The sequence below is a fragment of the Reichenbachiella sp. MSK19-1 genome (assembly GCF_003590315.1).
Lineage (GTDB): Bacteria > Bacteroidota > Bacteroidia > Cytophagales > Cyclobacteriaceae > Reichenbachiella > Reichenbachiella agariperforans.
Window position 1 is genome coordinate 115,923 of record NZ_MIER01000016.1, and the last position, 21,740, is coordinate 137,662.

Genomic DNA, 21,740 nt, shown 5'->3' on the forward strand with positions numbered 1-21,740 from the left:
TATTACAAAACAATGATCTTGTTGTAGACCTGCGATTTAGCACCATCTACATTGCTTTGCACTACTAATTTATAAATATAGATTCCTTTTTTCACTTTATTCCCATTGGCATCACTGCCATCCCATTCAATGTCCTCGACCAAAGTAGGTGCTTCTCGCACCTCATAGTCTATCCTCAATACCTGCTGGCCTTGCAAATTGGTGATGGACAGGGATATATCCAAATCTTCCCCCAATCTATCGTGCAAAAAGCTGAATGTTGTTTGATCCTGCATCGGGTTTGGAAAATTTTTAACCTCCGATAATAAAATTTTTAACTCATCAGAAACTTGAAAAGTCACAGTGCTTTCTGATTTGTTATTTTGATTATCATAAGCCACTAGCCTGAGGCTATGTTTGCCATCACTGAGGTTGTTCATCGGATACAAAACCCAGCCTTCTTGGTAAGTATCTAGGCTACTTGTATAATAAGCGTTAAGTGTTACTCCTTCCTCATCGTCCAGGTACATCATGATATTGGCATCAGCCCCTAGTCGAGAAGTATTGATCCCACTGATGTCTTGGAGACGCGCCAATAGTATCGTATTCTCACCAACTTGGTCACCAGTTTTAAATCCCGTGTCTCCCATATACAAGTGCATAACAGGGGCGCCTTGATCAACTATCGGGTCGGTCGCAATTCCTCCTACTATGACTTCACTATAATAGCCATGAGCATCGGTAGCGCGCAATGAGTCCTGCGCATAAAAGCTGACTTTCCCTTCCCCGAAATCATAATCGATATTTTTAGAGACAATGGTTTCGATCGTAAAAGCTCCATTCGTCACCGTGGCATCTCCTTGAAACAAAATCACATCCCTATCCTGATAGGTCGCAGGGTCTCCTTCGTCTCCCAACGTGGTAAACGGTGCAGGTTTATCGAACAAAGTCACCGTCACTTTCCCTTCAAAAAACTCGTCTCGGTCACCGGTAGCAGTCATTATCTGACCTGACAGGGTGTAATTGCCTAGTGCTTTCAGGCTATCTAGGTCATCCAATGCCTGACCGTTGATATGAGTGAGTTCCACTGCTGACTCTGGGAAGGCCAAACGCATGCTCGCATCGCCTAGTAAACCATAGTTTCTATTGCCAAACCCGACCAAGCTGTTGTTTTTAGTTTCCTTCATCAGGTCTCCCAATCGTTTGAAATACTGCCCATCTTTCTGGCTCAGTGCTTCATAGAAAGCCTTATTTATCTCGTAATTGGTATCCGCATATACATCTCTTGTCGAAGTTAGCATCGCAATCGCCCCACCCTCTGGAGCTAAAAGAATTTGCTCTCCACCAGACACAACTTCTGGGTTGTCATAGTTACCAAAAGCACAAGTAGCAGTGACGACAAAGGGCAGTAAGTGTCGGTTGCTTAATTTTTCAACCATGTCCACTGTAAATACCTGCTCTGTAGCCAGTACCCGTTCATTGCCATGGCCTACATAGTTCAGTATCAGCGATCCCTTGGTCAAAGCCTCTAGAAACGCATCGCTAGCCCGTGGCGAACGCTGATCCAGCTCCCCCATCGCTCCAACCTGCTCATAACTGTCCAGAAAAATTCGTCGAATATTGAACTCTCGCCGTGATGTATCGACCAATGTTGCTAAACGGTCTGCATCTCGCTGATGTCGTTTACCATCTTCATCATCCGCAAAAAACACCACTTTGTTTTTCCAGTTGCCATACATAAATCGGCTCGTCTCATAGCGTATCACCTTATCTACATATTGCGCTAGCTCCGTCGGCGTACGGACAGGGACACGGCCGATACCGAGCTCGAGGGTATGGTCTCCTGCTGAGGTTTCGATCCATTCACCTTCATCATCCTCCATAAATCCCAAAAAATCATCCGACGAATAACTATACAAGGGGTGTACAGAGTTTCGTGCTTCATAGACAGGTACCCAATTGGTTTTATCTGATATTCTATCTTTGTAATCATACGAGCAGTCTCCCAGTAGTGTCACATACTTTAATGTGCCATAGCTATCGTACTGATGCTTGATGAAATCTCGTAAGGCAGTCAAATCTTGACGCCCTGACGAAAACTCATTGTAGATATCCCCTACCGTCACCACCTGCGTCGCTAGCCCATCGTGGCTTGCTCTGAAATCTGCCAAGCGTTGTGCCTGCTTCTCAAAAGAGCTATTCGTTATATAAAGTACTTCGGCCGAAGCTAGCCCATGTAAGTTTTGATTGGGTACTTCTCCTACCACAATCGGCTTTTCTATATGGGATTCGTCGAATGCCCAATACTGTACTCCTGCTACTGCCTCGAAGCGTAGACTCTCATTTTCTATTAACGCTTGTTGGACTTGTACAGCAGTGGGATCTGTAATATCCCAAACGTAGCGGTTGGTTTCACCTCCTGAGATTGCCAACACCTCGTTTTCAGGATAAATAGACATTACACCATGGTCTAGGTTGAGCACATGTCGAGACACCAGATGACCGTAATCTATATAGCCCTTGGCATTGCCAGATGAGATTTCAAAACCAATAGTGAGATCCAATTTATCCTCCACATGACTGGCTATCTCGTAGCGTTCATATCTAATGTCCGCCTGTGTTTCATATTGATCACCAGACATAGGTGTCATATTGATCGTCCCCAATGTCTCCCCTCCTAGAGCACAATGAAAAGCTGACGGCACAACCGCTTCGGATACTACTCCTACATAGACTGTCAACGGGCTGCCAGTGACATACCCTGTCGGGTCATGTTTAATCGTGGTTTGAGGCACCCCATTCGAAAGCCGTTCTCCGAACCATTCTCGCCCAGAGGACAGAATGTTAACCAAATCTTCTTCGAAAATGGATGTTCTCCAATAATCAGTGGTGACCGTACCAGTCGTTGTTCCAACAGGTCGTGTTGCCATACGCTTGGCCGCTTGCTTTTTCTCTGTGACGAAGTAAAAAGAACTATCACTATAAATGTTTTTTTCGAAAAGAAAATCTCTAGTTACAGGATCAAAATCAACCCTATGTGGTGATTTGCCATAAAACAATAAATAGTCGTCCTTGTCAAAACTACCATCCTCTAACCCTACAGCCATCGTAGCATTTTCGATTAGATCTACTGGTCTATCCGCACTGTTCGCTTGTGGCAGAATACCATTCACGGCATTGCCATAGACTGCTAAGTTGGCTGGATTGATTGATGATCGATCGATACCTAGTTTTTTGAGGACATTCGCATCTATTCGATACGCTCCGTCTTGCATGATGGCAATTTTGTACCAATCGCCCGCTCGCAATACAGACTGAGTCTGGCCTACAGCCATATATGCGCCTCCCATAGTCAGGAGATAAAAAGTGATATGAAGAAGACGTTTAATCAAGTTTTGGATCTAAAAAAAACAGAACGGAATAATCAACAAATGATTGTAAATCAGTGCCCTTCGGGCGCAGCTGCATTGACAAAAATAGACCCAATGAAGTAAAATACAATCACAAAAGGTAAAGCCATCACCTGAAATGTCGCTAAACCCACCAGAGAAAGACCAAGAATTAAATATCGTGCTTCATTGCCCTTCCAGCCAAAATGCTTGAATTTCAACGCCAAGAGTTTCACGTCTGTAACCAGCAAACTCGCCATGACGATACTAATCACTACCAAAACCCAAGGATTAGATAAAGTACTCTGGAACACTTCTGCACTTGCTAAAAAAGGCAAAGCACACAAAAACAAAGCATTGGCAGGAACAGGCAGGCCATGAAACGAATCGCTCTGTCGTTCGTCATTGTTAAACTTAGCCAGTCGCAGCGCAGAAAATGCTACAATAATTAATGCAACATAAGGCAAATAATCCTGCTCTGCATTCTCCTCTATCATCTTGAACATCACAAAGGCTGGTACCACCCCAAAAGACACCATGTCTGCCAAAGAATCCAAGTCTTTTCCGATATTAGAAGTCGCCTTGAGCAACCTCGCCGCAAACCCATCAAAAAAATCTGCTACACCCGATAGAAACACATAGTAGATTGCACGATCATAGTGTCCATCAAATATTTCGATCAAGGCCAGACAGCCAAAGATGAGATTGAGACAGGTCAGGAAGTTGGGTACGAAATTTCTTAGTCTCATTTCTTCACCGCACAAAATGGATTACTCGCCTTCTCCTTACCGATCGTCGTACTACCACCATGACCACAGTACACCACGGTCTCATCATCCAAAACAAAAAGTTTTTCATTGATGCTTTGAATTAGGGTATCAAAGTCCCCTCCTGGCAAATCAGTTCTACCAATACTCCCATCGAACAACACATCGCCACCGATACAGATTTTTTGTTCCTTATTCACCAGTACGACGTGACCAGGTGCATGCCCTGGTGTGAAGAACACCTCAAAAGAAGAGGTGCCAAAGGTGACTACATCTCCCTCGTTCATCCATTGATCAGGCTCTGTTTTGGTATAATCCGAAAAACCATAGGCCGGTGCATACACCTCGACGGATCTTAATGTAGCTTCGTCCTCAGGGTGTACGTATAGTTCCACTCCGTATTTCTTTTTCACAAAAGCATTGCCCAGCACGTGATCTACATGACAGTGTGTGTTGATTAGTTTGGTAACTTTGAGTCCTTCGTTCTCTATAAACTCCGTCAGTTCTTGCCTTTCAGTATCCTCATAGCACCCAGGATCTATGATCAAAGCTTCCTTGCTTTCATCGTATACGACGTAGGTGTTTTCATAAAATGGATTAAAAACGAAATTGTGTATCTGGATCATATTAATTAGGAATATATCTGCAAATTTGACCTAATATTGATCAATAGCAAAACACTTTAACATTGAAGGACTACCTCATCATCGGACATGGACTAGCAGGAGCTGTACTGGCGCATTCATTGACTGAAAAAAATCACTCGGTGATGGTAATTGATCAGCCAAATGAAAACCACTCCTCTACTGTAGCGGCAGGACTTTACAACCCTATCACTGGTCGTCAAATGGTCAAAACCTGGCTAGCAGATGAAATTTTCAGTATGCTAGAGCCTTTCTATCGTAAGTTAGAACAACATCTCGATGCTATATTTCTACAGGCTATAGGGATCTATCGCCCCTTTGTCAATCAGGAGGAGCAAAACGACTGGGACATCAAACAGTCTGATGAAAAATTCAGTCCTTTTATTTCGTTCATCCGAAAAAAACATCATCCCGAGTATCAACTAGACGATCCATTCGGAGGCATCCAACTAAAACCTGCGGGTTTTTTACAGATTCCAAAACTACTTCAGAGCAGCAAAGAAAAGCTCCTTCATCAAGCAAGCTATCTGGAAGAAGAATATGACGAAACACGACTCGTCGTTGCTAGTAACCACGTCGAATACAACGGCGAGACCTATCGCAAACTTATCTATGCGAACGGAACACGGGCACTAAACACGAACCTTTTTGGGTGGGTACCGCTACGACCTGTTAAAGGAGAAATCCTCCGTGGCAAATTAGACAAGCCACTCAAGACCATCCTCAACCGTGGTGTTTTCATCCTACCCACAGATACGGGTCTCGTCCGCGTAGGCTCCAACTATCAACATCATTTTGAGGACATCCTTCCCAGCAACAAAGGTCAAGAAGAAATCACGCGAAAACTAGAAAGTCTCCTGCACGAACCCATCGAAATCGTAGATAGTGTAGCCGGGGTGCGTCCTGCGACAAAAGACCGTCGACCAATCATTGGAAAACACCCTGAATATGAACATATTTATCTTTTCAATGGTTTCGGATCTAAAGGCGTCTCTTTGATTCCGTTTTTCACTGATAAATTCTTAACTTATCTATCTGACGAAACCCCACTAATGGAAGAGGTCAATATCACTAGATACTACAAAGCGTACCCATCAAAATAATGAACTGTATCACTGCATGAAGAACCGATTAGTCATAGCATGTCTATTCCTCCTTGCTACCTCCAGTGCCATAGGGCAATACAAGCCTCAGACTTTTGGTCAAAACAGGGTGCAATACAAGGAGTTTGACTGGTACTACTATGGTACAGAAGAGTATGACGTCCACTTCTATAGTCAGGGCGAAGAGTATGCTGACGTCACAGTAGATTTTCTACAGGATGAGTTCGAGAAAATCACCGACATGATCGGGTATGCTCCTTTTTCTAAAAGTGAAATTTTCATCTACAACTCACACACAGACCTACTTCAAAGCAATATTGGCGTAGGGGCTGCTACCTTCTCTGTAGCCGGGGAAACCAAATTCGTCAAACTACAAGTGGAGATTGCTTATCCTGGCAATATGGTAGATTTCAAAAAAGAACTAAGATTCAAAGTCTCCAAGATGCTGCTCGAAGACATGATGTTCGGCGGGAGTCTCACAGAGATGTTCCAGAGCAACTACCTGCTCAATCTCCCCGAGTGGTTCATCGAAGGAGCCGTCAACTATATAGCCAAAGGATGGGACGTGACTATGGATGATTATGTAAGAGACTACCTCACGGATAAGAAAATTAAAAAATTCAACAAACTAGAAGGAGAAGAAGCAGCACTAATAGGCCAGTCAGTGTGGAACTTCATCGCTATCAAATATGGCAAAAGCAATCTAAGCAACATCCTCAACCTCACCCGTATCATCCGAAATACAGAACATAGTGTAGCCAGTACGCTAGGGATGTCTTTTCGACAGTTTATGTACGAATGGGCGGAGTACTACGGCGTACCTAACGAACAATTAGACGACAGTTATATCGCTCCCACAAAGGATGAAAAGCTCATTAATGTCACAGGAAAAATAACCAAACTCACTGGCCTGAAAATAAGCCCACAAGGCACTCAAATCGCTTACATACAGAACTACAAAGGCAAGTACAAAATCATCATTAGGAACATAGAAAAAGGAAAAGAACGTGTCGCACTCAAAGGGGGCTACCACTCGATCGACCAAGAGGTATCCTATAAACTACCCATCATAGACTGGATCAGCGAGTCACAACTCGGGATTGTCCAAAACAGCTACGGCAAAAATTTCCTTGTGACCTACGACATCCCCACACGGTCTAAGCAAAAAAAATCACTCGTCAGATTCAACCAAGTCAATGACATAGACTTTAACGAAAACGGAAAACTCGCCATCATCAGCGCAGACGTCAAAGGACAAACAGACCTCTACCTAATCAGTATGCGACGAAATGCCATTAAAAGGCTCACCAAGGACAGCTGGGATGATCTATATCCACAGTTTATTCCTGGCACAGATGCCTTTGTGTTTAGCTCCAACCGTACGACAGACACGCTCAATATCACTACACCAGACATCAATCACATGCCGAGCCTGCTCAACCTGTTCGCCTATGATCTAGACACGACTACCAATGTCCTCCATCGGATGACCAACACCATCAGCAACGAAACCTATCCTGTCCCTGTAGATAAAGATCACATCTACTTTTTGAGTGATCTAAAAGGGATCAACAACATCTACACTTATAGTTTTAGCGATAGCCTCTATCATCAAGTTTCTAATTTTCGCACCAGTCTCAAACAATACGACCTCAATCCCTACTCTGGGGATCTCGCTTTCCTCATGCTGCACGAGGGCAAGACCCGGCTCTATTACAATGAGGATTACAACCTAGACCAACGTCTGTTCACTCCTCCTACACTTCGTCATCAGGTTCAGCAAGTGGAGTACATCCGAAAAAAACGTGAAGAACGAGCCACCCAGGAACTACTCGAACAGAAAAAGCGCTCAGAAGAAGAAACAGCATTGCTCGACTCTATCCAACAGGCAGACACGACCCAGCTCTTAGTAGACGAAGGCTTCATAGATACAGACAACTACACCTTTGAGGATGAGGAAGTAGATAAGGATAGCCCAGACAATGACCAGCGTTTTTCCTTCCTATCTATCTACCAAAAAATCCAGAAAGAGCCTACAGTTACAGGCCCCCTACCATACGAAACCAGCTTTACGGCTGACAACCTTGTGACCTCATTCGTATTCGACCAGATGAGAGGCTTTGGCGTTTTGGTTGAGACACAAATGACCGATGCACTTGAAAACCACAAATTCAACGGTGGGTTTCTCGCTATCAGCGACTTCAAGAGTGGTGATTTCTTTGCGCAGTACGAATATCTCAAAAACACGATTGACCTCCGCGTCAGGTATGACCGAAACGTCATTATACAAAATGACTTTGACACACAACGTGATTTTACAGAACGCGAGCATCTCCAAAAATACCAAATGAACACCGTCGCTCTAGGTGCCGCCCTACCTGTATCCGTTTCTGCTCGTTTCGAAATAGATGGTTTCATGCGCTTTACCAACTACTATAACCTAAACAGAGATGTCATCGCGGGTACAGTCTCAGGTGCCATCGAAGATTCCAAGCATACCTATGCTGGCTTCAAGGCGGCATGGGTGTTTGACAATACCCTCGTCAATGGGCTCAATCTATTCGAAGGAATGCGTGGCAAAATATCATTCGAACACAATCAAGCATTGGATGACGCCAGCCGTAGCTTCAGTAATTTCAACATCGACATGCGACGATATCAAAAAATTCATCGTGAACTCGTACTCGCTACCCGCGTTTACTACGGAGCTTCCTTTGGCAATCGCCCAAAAACATATATGCTCGGCGGCATGGACAACTGGCTCTTCAACAAGAAAGACAATGAAGACCAGATCAACTCACCACTCTATTTTAGTAATTTCATGGACAATACAGACATCTTATTTACGGAGTTCGTAAACCTCCGTGGCTTCAACTACAATCGTTTCAATGGCGAAAATGTCTTAGCAGCAAACGCAGAACTGAGGTTTCCAGTCATCAAATACTTCACCCGTGGCACCATCAAATCTAACTTCCTTCGCAATCTTCAGTTCATTGGATTCTATGACATAGGATCGGCTTGGACAGGGCTATCCCCCTTCAACGAAGACAATACTGTCGACACCAAAATTGTTAAAACCCCAGGATCTCCTTTTGAAGCCATCATCAAAACAAGTCGAAACCCATGGCTACAGAGCTATGGATTTGGTATGCGAACCGTATTACTTGGCTATTACTTACGTTTCGATGCAGCCCGACCTATAGAGGACTATCGCAGAGGGGAAATGAAATACTATCTCTCCATCGGGTATGATTTCTAAACGGACTGAAACTGTATTTTTTATAATCCGAATTATTCCTGACTTTTGCGCATGACAAAATCGATGACAGGTTATGGCAATGCCACGTTTGAAAATGATCAAATAGGCATTCAAGTAGAAATCAAAACGCTAAACTCTAAGTTCTTAGACATCAACAGCAAAGTTCCCAAGGAGATTTCGGCCATGGAAACTGACCTTCGAAAAATCATCTCTGACAGACTCATCCGAGGAAAAGTCAACTTTAGTGTAGAGTTCACTATCAAATCAGGTACTGATCAGGCTTTAAGAATCAATCCTGAGTTATTTCAGCACTACAAAAATCAGTTTGAACAAGTAACTGGCAATATGCAGCTAGCAGATGCTGATATCCTCAACAGTATTCTGAAAACGGGTGACGTATTCGAGCACCCTGCCAGCAAACGTGACCTAGTAGACAGAGCGACCATGGTTTCGCTCATCAATGAAGCACTCGACAAGTGTGATGCCTTTCGCGCACAAGAAGGTGCGTCCGTAGACACTGCACTCCGATCATTCGCACACAATATCACACAAAGTCTAGAAGCCATCAAAGTCAAAGACCCTGAGCGCATTCAGCACGTCAAAAACAGAATCAACGAGAGTCTAAAAGAACTAAATGCCGCAGACATGTCTGATCCAAACCGCTTTGAGCAAGAACTGATCTACTACATCGAAAAACTAGATATAGCTGAAGAAGTTGTCAGACTAGAAAACCACATGCGCTTCTTTAACACTACACTAGCAGAGACAGAATCTCAAGGCAAGAAGCTTGGTTTCATCAGTCAAGAAATGGGAAGAGAGATCAACACAATTGGCTCCAAAGCCAACAACGCTGACATCCAAAAACTAGTCGTAGAAATGAAAGACGAGCTAGAAAAAATAAAAGAGCAAGTACTCAACATCATCTAAGCAAGCACAAGGTTCATAAGACATAAAAAAAGCACTGAGGATATCCTCAGTGCTTTTTTTATGTCTTTGGTATGAAACGAGACTTAGCTCAATTTGAATGTGATCGGTAAAATCATTCTTACCTTCACTGCTCTACCTCTTTGCTTTCCTGGCTTCCACTTAGGAGCACCCTGTAGTACTCTTACCGCTTCTTCATCACATCCAGCTCCAATACCTTTGATCGCTCTTACCTCTGTGATCGAGCCATCTTTGTCTACTACGAACTGAACAAACACTCTACCTTCTACACCCATTCTACGGGCTTGGTTAGGGTATTTCATAGATTTACCAACATACTTATAGAATGCTGCCATACCCCCTGGAGGTGCTGGCTGATCCTCTACAATGTCAAAAATCTCATCCGCAACTTCTTCTTCTGGCTCCTCCTCGAAAACGATATCTTCGATAACTGTCTCCTCAGTGATTTCCACGTCAAGTTCTACTTCGATTTCTTCCTCGATTTCCTCTTCATCTGGAACTTCTATAATCTTAGGAAGCTCAATCTTCGGTGGGGGTGGAGGTGGCTGCTCCGTAGGAGGAATCTCCATAATATCTTCAAAATCATCATCAATCTGTCCAAGATCTACCAACTCTCCTTCATCATAAAATTTCCACTCAAAAGCAGTAGTGATGAGCAATAAGCTGACAGCAAGACCGATGTTAAAAAACATACCAGCCTTTCTTTCAAGGGAGATTTTCGGGTTTTTCTTTAACTCCATGCTCCTTTATATTTATTTTCTCTTACTTCAGTAACCATTAGTAACTTCAAATATACTAAACTGAAATACAATTCCACATTTATTAATTTATTTTCCAATACTTTGTCAAACACACTCCGAGTAACCCTCCTGACATATCTGCCACAAAGTCCAAAACATCATCCTGACGCCCTTCTACATAACGCTGTAGCCACTCGGTACCTGCTGCCAAACATACGATCGCTACGACTGCCACAGACCACAACTTAACCGTAGACTGGCTTGCACCAAAAGCACGATAGCCCAGACTTCCCCAAACACAAAACAAAGTAAAATGAACCACCTTGTCCAAGTGTGGGATTTGACCCAAAAAACTTGGTTCGCCAGTGCTAGGCTTTAGCAATAAGAAAAGGATGGATAAAGTCCATCCTAAAAAAATATACTTATACAGGTTTTGACTAATAGCAACCAATTACTTCCCGATCAGCTCTTTGTACGCATCCGCTGACAACAACTCATTTGCCTCTGCCATGTCTGCTATTTTGATCTTGATCATCCAGCCATCCTCGTAGGCAGCAGAGTTGACCAACTCTGGTTCGCTTTCCAACTCTTCGTTGAACTCTAGCACCTCTCCTGACACAGGCATAAACAAGTCCGAAACCGTTTTGACTGCCTCTATCGTGCCAAAAAGCTCGCCTTTCTGGATGGTTTCGCCTTCGGTTTCGATCTCCACATAAACGATATCACCTAATTCGCCCTGAGCAAAATCCGTGATCCCTACAGTAGCCACATCGCCTTCTATACTCACCCATTCGTGATCAGCAGTATATTTCAAATGATCTGGAATATTCATTTTTGAATTGTTTTGTTGAATAATATTTTCGAGTCCAAAAATACGGTTTAATTCCAAAATAATGATCTCAGAAAAAGGATAATCGTTCGTGAAGAGATAGCTCCTAACCTACTGCGCTAGACTGAAGCGTACCTGAACACCAAAAGCAGAAGACGACCGGTTGTAGGAACTAGAAATTTTTGGTTCGTTGATGTTCTTTTCATAGTACATCGTGATATTTAATTTTTGATTGGCTACATAGCTGAGGGTCGGTCTCACCTGATAGTTGATATTACCATCTGTAATCGTGCTCACATCTTCGACCTTGCGCTGAACAGTCTCTGTATCTCGTACAGTGAATCCCATCCTAAACTGCAACTGATTATCTACTGTAACTGTTCGTCCTTTAATTTTGAAAGGAAATTTCCATGTGTCACGTGTAACACCAATATCGAAAGACACATTACTGCTGCGCATCTCCGTAATCTGAGTATTGAAAAGATCGAATCGCAAATTACGCTCCCTCGCATAATCCACCTTAGCAGTGAACATCCCTTTGGTCCTGACACTAATTCCGATCAACGGAGAAAAACGTTCTACTACATCTACCTGACTAATAATATAAACGGGCACCAGGCTTCCATTGTCCTTAACTGTGGCTTTTGGGTAGTCCAAAATATCATTAGTTAGATCAAGCAAATCAACATCGTTATATTTCAACGAATTAGTGTAATTGGAAATACTAAAACTAGAAGTATAAGCATGCGTCAAATTGATCGAAGAAAATACTTCCTTGAGTCCTGGGAGTTTACTCAACCCTGCATAGTCCACTCGCCAGTTAGGCATAGGCGTTTTCGGAAATGGCAAAAGATTGATCTCTGAAGCATTCTGATCAGTATATGCCGCAATAAATGCGGGTATCAATACGTCCTGAGAAGTGGTGTCATATTCCTGACCCTGGGCTCTCCACCGGTCCCAGATGATATCACGATTTTCCACGAACTGTTCAAAAACAGGAGATATATTGTCTCCATTGTCCTTGGTAAAACTCGTTTTGATCGGCAAGAAACTAACCGTGTAACTCCCAGATCGTAATGGGGTCTCTGAGACAAAAGTATTGACGGTCGTACTGTCCCATTTGTAATACTCTTCGTATTCCGCACGATTACTCCGCTTTGCATCGACCTGTATTCTAAAATCCTTGAAGGGCTCTATCGATGCGCGCATATTGATATCCTCGGTACGACTCTGTACAAAAGGCACGGTAAACAATCCGTTCTTCACGAGCCATTCTTCCTTGGCGGCACGTATCCTGATATTAGGATCCTGGCTACCCAATACAAAATCCCAACCTGGTGCTGCAAAATCTCTATCCATGCCAAACATATAAGGAGACGGCAACATACCTGGCAAAGAAGTCCCTTCTCGCAACCCATAGGTCACATTGATCGAACGTAGCGCCATCACCAGACGTAGAATTCCCTTAAATGCCCCTGCTCCTCCCGAAGCTTGAGCGGTATCATAGCGTGAAGTACGTGAGCGGCTCGGCGGCTTATTGATACTGCTGAGATATTTCGATTTGTTATATAATCTGGTAAAATCCATCTTCCCAGTCATATCCTGTGTGCGCTGATTCTCTACGACGTTACCATATTCCTCTACCTGATCGATATTGCCCCCTATCCATCCGAAATCAACCGAATAACGATAGTCCGCACTCACCCAGTCTGTCAATGGCAGCTTGTCCAGTGGCAGTCGGTAGTTCAAACTCAAACTCTGGTTATAATTCTTCATACGCCCTAGACGTTTAATATTCGCCATAATAGAATCACGTTTGGCCTGTGTATCTATATCTCCCTCTGGCTCATCTATAATCGCACGAGCAGTCGCATTGTAATTCAAGCTAAGGTTTTTGAACAAACTCCACCGCAGATTATAGGTACGGTCAAAACTGAATAACTTTTCATAATTTGCATCTATACCATCAGTAGTCAAGTCCACATTGCGCAATTGAGTCCTCTGAAATTGCCTATCCATAGACGCTCTGACCGAAAAACTATTCGGTAAGGGGGAGAAATTGATATCCTTGATCAACTGAAGGTAAGGACTAGAAAAAGCCTTCACATTCTTAAACGGCTCAATACTCGGCGATTTCATGGTGTAGTCATACGCAACCCCTCCCGAATACTGTTTGTTTAACCTCTCGGCGGTATTGACATTGGATGACTTTTGTTCGGAGTAGGAATAATTGAAAGAGAAGTTCTCAATATCGTATATATGACTCTTCGCATCTGGCTTTACCTTTTCCTTACGCACATTGATAAAATTGATGCTCTTGTTGGTCGTCTGTGAGATGACTTTCTTTCGATACTCGTCCTTTTCTTCTTGTGTATCAAACTTGTCTAACGATGCTTCTAGCGGAATATCATCATCCAACGGATCGTACCGTGGGGTTTCTGTAGACTGAGACGTACTCACGAACATAGGCAGTTTGATCCCCGTCTCAGCAGGTATGAGCTTGTCCAAGTTAACATTGGCAGACAGGTCATACTCAAAAGTCTCTGACCGGGTGCGCTCTGAAATTCGCTGCTGTATGCCTCCAAAGCCTACCGATGTATATCGTGTGGCAGCATTAATCGTCGCAAAATCCGCCAACTTCATATTCAATTGAGCATTAGCCGCCCACCCTTTTTCTGTATCGAAATCCGTTAATCTCATTTCATTGGCCCAGATACAAACGGACTTACTGTCCTTATCCTCAGTCGTCGGGTTTCTAATCCCGATCATCATGTCTGTCACGCCGCTTAGTTTCGGGTTTCCGATGATGGTTATTTGATATTTCCCATTGAGTGAGGCGCGCGTATAGCGACTGTTGACGTCATAATTATCCGCATTTCTAGCGGACTTCACAGTATAAAGTTCATTGAGAGCCAAATCAATATTGTTTTCCTCCGGCCAAATGTCTTCAGCACTATATGATCCAAGTCCATCAGGAGTGATTTTGAGTGGCACCTCTATTTCATAATAGTTGTTGGTCTGATCAAAACCTAATCGAATAAAAGCGCTTACTTCGTCATCGAGAATCATTTCTCCCTCATTGGCCTCCGCATGAAAGAACATCTTTAGCGTACCGTAGTTGATCATATCTAGGTTCAGTGAGTTTTTATACGCTGCTCTAGCATCACCATCCTCTAGGTCATCTACACATAGTTTGAGCGACTGCTCATTGATACGGCGTGTTACTGCAGTAGTGTTGTCCAAATCACGACTGATCCCCGGCGGTACAATATACGGCGGTTTGTCTCCAGCAGGGGAGCCATTCTCTTCCACCCCCACTACGGATAATTCGAAATCCGAGAGGACAGACTCGGGTAACTCTCCTAGTCCAGGGGCAGACAGATCCTGCGTGTACTGTCTCCACTGACTCGCTACCATCTGATATCTCGCCATCCGCATCACCACTGGGGTCGTCCATCCCGTCAAAGTCATCCTCATATATCGGAGAAATTGCAAATTCGGATCATTAACTGCAGTACCACTAGAGATCGGTATCCTAAAGAGGTACCACTCAGCATCCCCACTGATGTCAGTCACTTGGTCTACGACATACCCTCTTCCTGGAACCAAAGCGCTAGGGTTCACATCGATTTCATACTCAAAATAGGATTCCGTCTGATTAACATAATTATCTTGATTCAAATCTTCATTGTCTGGTATCGTAGTAGCAGACAAGCCTCCTGCATTGACAGGGGAGTTTCCTTCCAAACCATTGTACAGTTTGTATCGCTCTAGAATTTGAGCTCCTGCAGCATCATAGTCTGGGCTCAGATAATGCTTAAAATCATCCGCAGAGATATCCGACAAAATCTGATTGCCAGAGGCTCCTGACACATTGGTCTCTACATAGTTTCGAAAATCAGTGTAATGATTGAGTTCGCTATCACTGTTAAAACCATCTAAACCTACATCCTGATTGGTTCTAGCACTTCCCGAAGCATCAAAAAACTGTGTCAGGAATTGCTGTGTAGTAACACGTCCCCATTCATTGGTTTCAGTATTATCATCACTACCATTGGCTGATAGACCGTTTTCGAATGCATGCTTTTTGTCTTGCATGACGTCTTCTGACACGTCTCCCAACTGGAGAATTAGTTTTCCATTCGTGTCATTATTGACCACTGCATTGCCATTGCCATCTATCACTGGTGCCTGAAATGGATTCATCAACCAAAACTCTATATACTCAATATTGTTTTTTGTGAAATCAACGCTAGAAGGCACCGCTCTGGTAATACTCGCAAAGTTCTCCTGAGGGTCTTCCAAGCGACCATCCTGATCTAGCTTATTCGTGTTGTAATTATAAGGACCTCTTTCGCTCGGATAGTAAGCCAAATCAAAGGTTCTCAGCGGAGTATTCAACCCTGGTGTATTGGTGTCCTGCTGCTTAAAAATATCCTGCGGATAAACTGGCTTGACATAGATGTTTTTCAAATCATCGTCTTCTATGTTTCCTGGTCGAGCATTGGTATACAGGGTATTGTCAATGATATACCATGCCAACCTTGCCCTACGAAATCCCTGGCCCAGCGAGCCTGACTCACCGAATCCAGATGGTGTTGCCCCTAGGCTCCATGCTTGGTTGCCCCCTCCTAGATTGAATGGAGTTGCAGCACTTTCAAAATCGTCTATATAGGAGGTGCTCTCACCATTGACTTGATTACTCGTCCCAGGTATCAGCTGCGCAAACTCCCCACTGAAGGTAATAGTAGAAGTCTCCTTGGTACTGATGAGTGGGATCGCATCTATAATCTTAGTCAACATTCGCGAGTCCTCCTGATAGTTCACATCAAAACCATATTTGGTGTTTTTGATCGGCTCATTACCCATGCTATAGCGAGACACTCCTCCGGTGCGCTCACTTAGATGAAGTAAGGTCGCTCCCACGTTGATTTTGTCACTAAACTGATAATCGAGACGGGTACCTGTCAACCACTTAGATTGAAAACTAAACAAATCATCCACTTCGTAGGTGATATTGATCGTCTTACCCGAATTGAGCACCCCGTCATTGATGATGGTCACTTGACCAGAGCCCAGATAGCTCACCTCATAGTCCAATCCCTCTGTCAATAGTGTGCTCCCAGCCGTGACCCGTACCGAACCCTCGGCAATATTGAACCCATCCAGATTATAGACATTCTTGGCATTAGAAGAATAAGTACCGGTAAGGCGAAATTTATTTTTTGCCGACACCTGTTCCGCTAGTGTCTTGGTGCGATCATATAACTCGTGGTAGACATATTTGTCTTTCAGATTTTGCTCATTCGTAGTGAAGGCATTTTCCAGGGTCGTACCGAAAGGTTCTAATACTGGAAAAATAACATTGCCATAGTCTTCGTCAAAGGTGATCCCAGTGATGAAATCAAAATTACCATCTGGCTGATTGTCCCCATTCATGTTCAGTTGATCCAACTTCAGCACTTCGATCAGCGGGGTATTGTTCGTGTTTTGTCCTTCGTTCAGGTTAGGCGCATCATAGTTGTTGACATCATCTCGGTAATTAATCTTAAGATCAAACCCTTCTTGATTGATCCGTGACCCTCCCAGGTTATAGATGTTTTTCATCGCAAGATCCCATATAGGGAGATCTGTGCTCGTGTTTTTAGCAGGGAGTAAAAGCTTCAACACGATGAGTTCTTCGTCTGGTCGGCCTTGGTAGTTCTCTGCCAACTCCCCCACCTGATGCGGCTCAGAACTACCACTATAGGTGTACTCATAAGACACTGCTAACACTTCTCCCTCTCTCAGTCTGCTGTTCAACGAGATATAACCAAACTTATCATTGATATGATACTCGGACTGATCTAGCCTACGCACACTGGGTCGCGCCTCAAAATCTCGACCTTCTACCATCTGAAACTGGCTACTTCCCAAATAGTCTGCTACGGTAGAGATATCTCGGATTGCATTGTCATTAGAGATAGTGTTGTAGATGTTGTTGGCTTCATTGTCATTGGGTGAGCTAGGAACAGGTACGATACCCGTAGAATTCCCGAAGCGAACTGGCTCCCCCAGATCTGCCAAAGCAATGATCCCACGTAAACCTGTCGTCTCAGTCTGCTGCTTGACCACATAGACTTCCACCCTCGACACCTTCACTCCTGACACGACCTGTGGCAGATTCCTCAACCAACGCTCGTAGTTGTCTCTAAAAAAGTGCCCTAAGAAAAAGTGACGGTACTGATCATAGTCCGAGGCACGGATGCTAAATGGAGTCCCCTCCGTTCCATTGCTAAAGGACTTGGTCTTGGCGCTACCTTGCTGCTGCGAAGCAAGTGCTGTCACAGACAACTTACCGAACTGCAACTGGGTTTTAACCCCAAACAGGCTTTGTCCTCCCGTCATGAGGGTATTTGCAACAGGCATACTTACATTTCCAATTTCTATTTTTTGGATGATCTCCTCTTCATAGCCTGTGTACTCGACTTTCATATTGTTCTGAAAATCGAAAGAGTTGTTGTTGTCAAAATTAGCCGTGACCGTTAGCTTCTCCCCTACATTTCCTTTGACATTCATGGAGATTTGCTGGTTGTAGTTGAATCCTCCCGTTCTCTGGTTTCGAACAGGGACGGCAGGATTCTCTACGGTCTGCCATCGTCCACCAAAATCCATATTGACGAAACCATTGGGTTGAATATCCACATAGTTGCCACCAAAAATTCGGTCAAACATCGGGCTAATGTAGATTTTGGGGATCAGTCGTCGACCACTCACGGCACTCTCTCCATCTAGTCCAGCCGATCGATCTTTCCAATACTGCTTTTTGATCTGTGCATCTTGATAAGCCTGAAACTGCTCAAAAGTCATCGTGGAACGTGGACGATAATTCAATGCACCTACACGCTCATATATTGTGTAGTTCATCCCCGTATCCATCTCTACTTCGATAGACATATTAGAGGGGTTGTCCAGCAACAATGGGGACTGGCTTTCCGTATTAGAGAAGGGATCTCCGTAGCGATCTTCTGCCCTAAAAGAAGGTCTAAAACTCGGCTCATACTCCTCTGCGTTTTGGGCACTATCCGTCTGATTCGGCATCTGCTGTTGGGCATATACCGATAGGCTCATTATCACACTAGTCAGGAGAAATGAGTAAAAGCGTACAAAGAATTTGACTCTAATCAAACTCGGAGTTTACAAGTTTAGTTTTGTATTTACGGTCTTTTCAACGCTAATTTAATTAAATCCTCCAGACCAATATCTTCCTCAGAACTTTTCAATATTTTATCTAAGGTCTTTTCTGCTACCGACTTAGATATTCCTAGAGTCGTCAGTGCTGCCAAAGCCTCAGATTTAATACTCTGCTCCTTCTTGAGGGACAGGATTGGCACATTGCTTTCCAGTTCTTCTTTGGACATTTTGTCCTTGAGTTCTAGTATGATTCTCTGTGCTGTTTTTTGTCCTATACCCTTTACACTACTGATCGTTTTTACATCGCTATTGACGATGGCAGAGTGTAGTTCTTGGGATGAGAGAGATGACAAAATCATCAATCCAGTGGAGGGGCCTACTCCGGATATGGAGATCAGCTGTTGAAATCTTTTTTTCTCGTCCTGATCAAAAAAACCATACAACGTCTGGGCATCTTCTTTCACATGGAAGTGCGTAAAGATTCTCGCCTGTGTCAGGTTCTTAATCTGACCAAAAGTAAGAAGGGAGATATTGACATGATAGCCAATACCTCCCGTATCTATAATAATGTAAGTCGGATCGATCTCGACTAATTTTCCTTCTATATATGCGATCATATAGCTTTTCTACTTTTAGACTGTATCGCATCTACTGCCGCGATAGTCGCCATATTAAATATCTCTCGTACCGAACTGCCTCGCTGTAGCACATGGACAGGCTTGTTCATTCCCATCAGTACAGGGCCGATGGCTTCACTAGACCCGATCTCCATCAGTAATTTATAAGCGATGTTGCCAGAGGCTAGATTCGGGAATATCAAAGTATTGACCGCTTTGCCATTCAACTCACTGAACGGGTAGCTCTTCGCCATCAGTTCAGGATTGAGAGCCACATTAGCCTGCATCTCTCCATCGATGATCATCTCTGGCCATTTATCCTTCGCCATTGCGACTGCTTCAGCTGCTTTAGTCGGCAGCTCTCCCTTCGCTGAACCAAAACTCGAATAAGACAGCATCGCCATTCTAGGTTCGAAATCAAAAAATCTAACAGCTCTATGAGTGAGCTCGATGATGTTCAACAATGCCTCCTTATCAGGGTTAACATTTACCGTCGTGTCTGCCAAGAAGTAAGTTCCCTTCTGATTACGAATGATATACATACCCGCCACACGACTCAGCCCTGGCTCCATGCCAATAATCTGAAGTGCTGGCTTAATCGTGTTCGGATAATCATTAGACAATCCTGAAATCAAAGCATCTGCATCTCCCAGCTCGACCATCATGGCTCCATAGTAGTTGCGATCGATCATGAGACGCTGTGCCTCCCTTAGCGTCATGCCTTTACGCTGTCTTTTTTGGAACAAAGTATCCGCATAGACCATACGCTTTTCACGCTGATGATAGGTGTCGATGATCTCACAGTCTAAATCCAATTCATTCTCTTTGATAAGCTCCTGAATTTTCTCTTTGTTACCCAAAAGTATCGGAATAGCCACTCCTTCGTCTATCACCAACTGCGCCGCTTTGAGGATAGATAATCTATCTCCCTCTGCAAATACTAAACGCTGTAAATCTTTTTTCGCCCGAGAAGCCAAACGTGAAATAATTCGCTGTCCCATTCCGAGACGCTCCTCTAATTTCATCTTATACTCATCCCAGTCACTGATCGTCGCACGAGCCACACCTGAGTCGATAGCTGCTTTCGCTACAGCCGATGATATACTCGCGATCAACCTAGGATCGAGTGGTTTTGGAATCAAATAATCCTTGCCAAACTTGATACTTTCCGAACCATACGCTTTGGTCACTGCGTCTGGAACAGGTAGCTTAGTCATCTCTGCCAAAGCACGCACTGCTGCCAATTTCATTTCTTCATTGATACCTGTGGCTCTTACATCCAGTGCTCCTCTAAATATATAAGGGAAGCCCAAAACATTATTAACCTGGTTAGGATGATCCGACCGTCCAGTAGCCATGACCACATCCTCTCGGGTTCTCATTGCTAGATCGTAAGGAATCTCTGGGTCAGGGTTAGAGAGTGCAAATACGATAGGGTTGTCTGCCATGGATAGCAAATCATCAGCATTCATGATGTTGCCCATAGAGAGCCCAAGGAACATATCCGCTCCTTTGATTGCTTCTGACAAAGTCTTCAGTTTGGTATCCGCTGCATACTGTGCCTTCATCGGATCGAGGTTTTCTCGGTCTTTGGTGATGACGCCTCTACTGTCAAGCATTAGGATATTCTCCTTTCGTGCGCCCATCTTGACGTACAGGTCTGTACACGCTATCGCTGCACCACCAGCACCACTCACGACGATCTTAATTTCTTCGATCTTCTTACCTACTACCTCCAGAGCATTGAGCAATGCCGCACTCGAAATAATCGCCGTACCATGCTGATCATCGTGCATGACAGGGATATTCATCTTTTCTTTGAGTTCAGTTTCGATTTTGAAACTCTCTGGAGCTTTGATATCTTCTAGATTTATTCCACCAAAAGTCGGTTCGAGAGACTTGACAATCTTGATAAACTCATCAGGATCCGTTTCGTCAATCTCTATATCGAACACATCAATACCAGCAAATTTCTTGAACAGCACACCTTTCCCTTCCATGACAGGTTTAGAAGCTTCTGGGCCAATATTTCCCAGACCTAATACCGCAGTACCATTCGAGATTACCCCTACGAGATTGCCTTTAGAAGTGTATTTGTAAACATCCTCTTTATTTTCAGCGATAGCCAAACATGGTTCTGCTACACCCGGAGAATAGGCCAGCGCTAGATCGTGCTGAGTGGATAACGTTTTGGTAGGACGTACCTCGATCTTCCCAGGGGTTGGGAATTCATGAAAGTCCAAGGCATCCTTTTTTCTTATTTTACTCATAATTATGGGGATAATTGTTTTAAGT

At 43.8% G+C, this 21,740-nt stretch carries 12 protein-coding genes; 3 read left to right on the forward strand and 9 right to left on the reverse strand.

The window, feature by feature from the left end; genetic code table 11:
* Positions 1–2: 2 nt before the first annotated feature.
* The 3 genes from porU to BGP76_RS13215 all read right to left on the reverse strand — a co-directional run bounded on the left by porU (position 3) and on the right by BGP76_RS13215 (position 4,761).
* Entirely contained in the window at positions 3–3,329 is a 3,327-nt protein-coding gene (gene porU, locus BGP76_RS13205; protein WP_119845055.1) for a type IX secretion system sortase PorU, read from the reverse strand.
* Positions 3,330–3,421: 92 nt separating this feature from the next.
* Entirely contained in the window at positions 3,422–4,117 is a 696-nt protein-coding gene (gene pssA, locus BGP76_RS13210) for a CDP-diacylglycerol--serine O-phosphatidyltransferase (RefSeq protein WP_119845056.1), read from the reverse strand.
* Positions 4,114–4,761, reverse strand: a complete 648-nt coding sequence (locus BGP76_RS13215) for an MBL fold metallo-hydrolase (protein WP_073123866.1) — start codon at positions 4,759–4,761, stop codon at positions 4,114–4,116. Before BGP76_RS13215 ends, pssA begins: the two co-directional genes overlap by 4 nt.
* A 62-nt stretch (positions 4,762–4,823) precedes the next feature.
* Here BGP76_RS13215 and BGP76_RS13220 point away from each other — a divergent pair, with 62 nt between their 5' ends.
* From BGP76_RS13220 to BGP76_RS13230, 3 genes are read left to right on the forward strand one after another with little or no spacing between them, the layout of a single operon-like run.
* Positions 4,824–5,882: an FAD-binding oxidoreductase gene (locus BGP76_RS13220; RefSeq protein ID WP_119845057.1), complete on the forward strand. Its 1,059-nt coding sequence runs from the start codon at positions 4,824–4,826 to the stop codon at positions 5,880–5,882.
* A 16-nt stretch (positions 5,883–5,898) separates the two neighbouring features.
* On the forward strand, positions 5,899–9,141 hold the full coding sequence (locus BGP76_RS13225) for a translocation protein TolB (protein WP_147407471.1): 3,243 nt from the start codon (positions 5,899–5,901) through the stop codon (positions 9,139–9,141).
* A gap of 51 nt (positions 9,142–9,192) precedes the next feature.
* A complete protein-coding gene (locus BGP76_RS13230; RefSeq protein ID WP_073123858.1) occupies positions 9,193–10,068 on the forward strand; it encodes a YicC/YloC family endoribonuclease in 876 nt (291 codons plus the stop codon).
* A gap of 83 nt (positions 10,069–10,151) precedes the next feature.
* Here the strand turns inward: BGP76_RS13230 and BGP76_RS13235 are convergent, their stop codons facing one another.
* From BGP76_RS13235 to BGP76_RS13260, 6 genes are all read right to left on the reverse strand, one after another.
* Entirely contained in the window at positions 10,152–10,826 is a 675-nt protein-coding gene (locus tag BGP76_RS13235) for an energy transducer TonB (RefSeq protein WP_073123857.1), read from the reverse strand.
* An 82-nt stretch (positions 10,827–10,908) separates the two neighbouring features.
* Positions 10,909–11,208 carry a VanZ family protein gene (locus BGP76_RS13240; RefSeq protein WP_158584276.1) on the reverse strand — a complete coding sequence of 100 codons (300 nt, stop codon included), beginning with the start codon at positions 11,206–11,208 and terminating at the stop codon, positions 10,909–10,911.
* Between the two features lie 69 nt (positions 11,209–11,277).
* Positions 11,278–11,658 (reverse strand): glycine cleavage system protein GcvH, encoded by a 381-nt coding sequence (gcvH, locus tag BGP76_RS13245; protein WP_073123853.1) that lies wholly within the window; start codon positions 11,656–11,658, stop codon positions 11,278–11,280.
* A gap of 108 nt (positions 11,659–11,766) precedes the next feature.
* Positions 11,767–18,765 (reverse strand): cell surface protein SprA, encoded by a 6,999-nt coding sequence (sprA, locus tag BGP76_RS13250; RefSeq protein ID WP_255416131.1) that lies wholly within the window; start codon positions 18,763–18,765, stop codon positions 11,767–11,769.
* Between the two features lie 86 nt (positions 18,766–18,851).
* Positions 18,852–19,445, reverse strand: a complete 594-nt coding sequence (gene ruvA / locus BGP76_RS13255) for a Holliday junction branch migration protein RuvA (RefSeq protein WP_073123849.1) — start codon at positions 19,443–19,445, stop codon at positions 18,852–18,854.
* On the reverse strand, positions 19,442–21,715 hold the full coding sequence (locus tag BGP76_RS13260) for an NADP-dependent malic enzyme (RefSeq protein WP_073123847.1): 2,274 nt from the start codon (positions 21,713–21,715) through the stop codon (positions 19,442–19,444). The genes ruvA and BGP76_RS13260 overlap by 4 nt, the downstream gene beginning before the upstream one ends.
* Between the last annotated feature and the right edge of the window lie 25 nt (positions 21,716–21,740).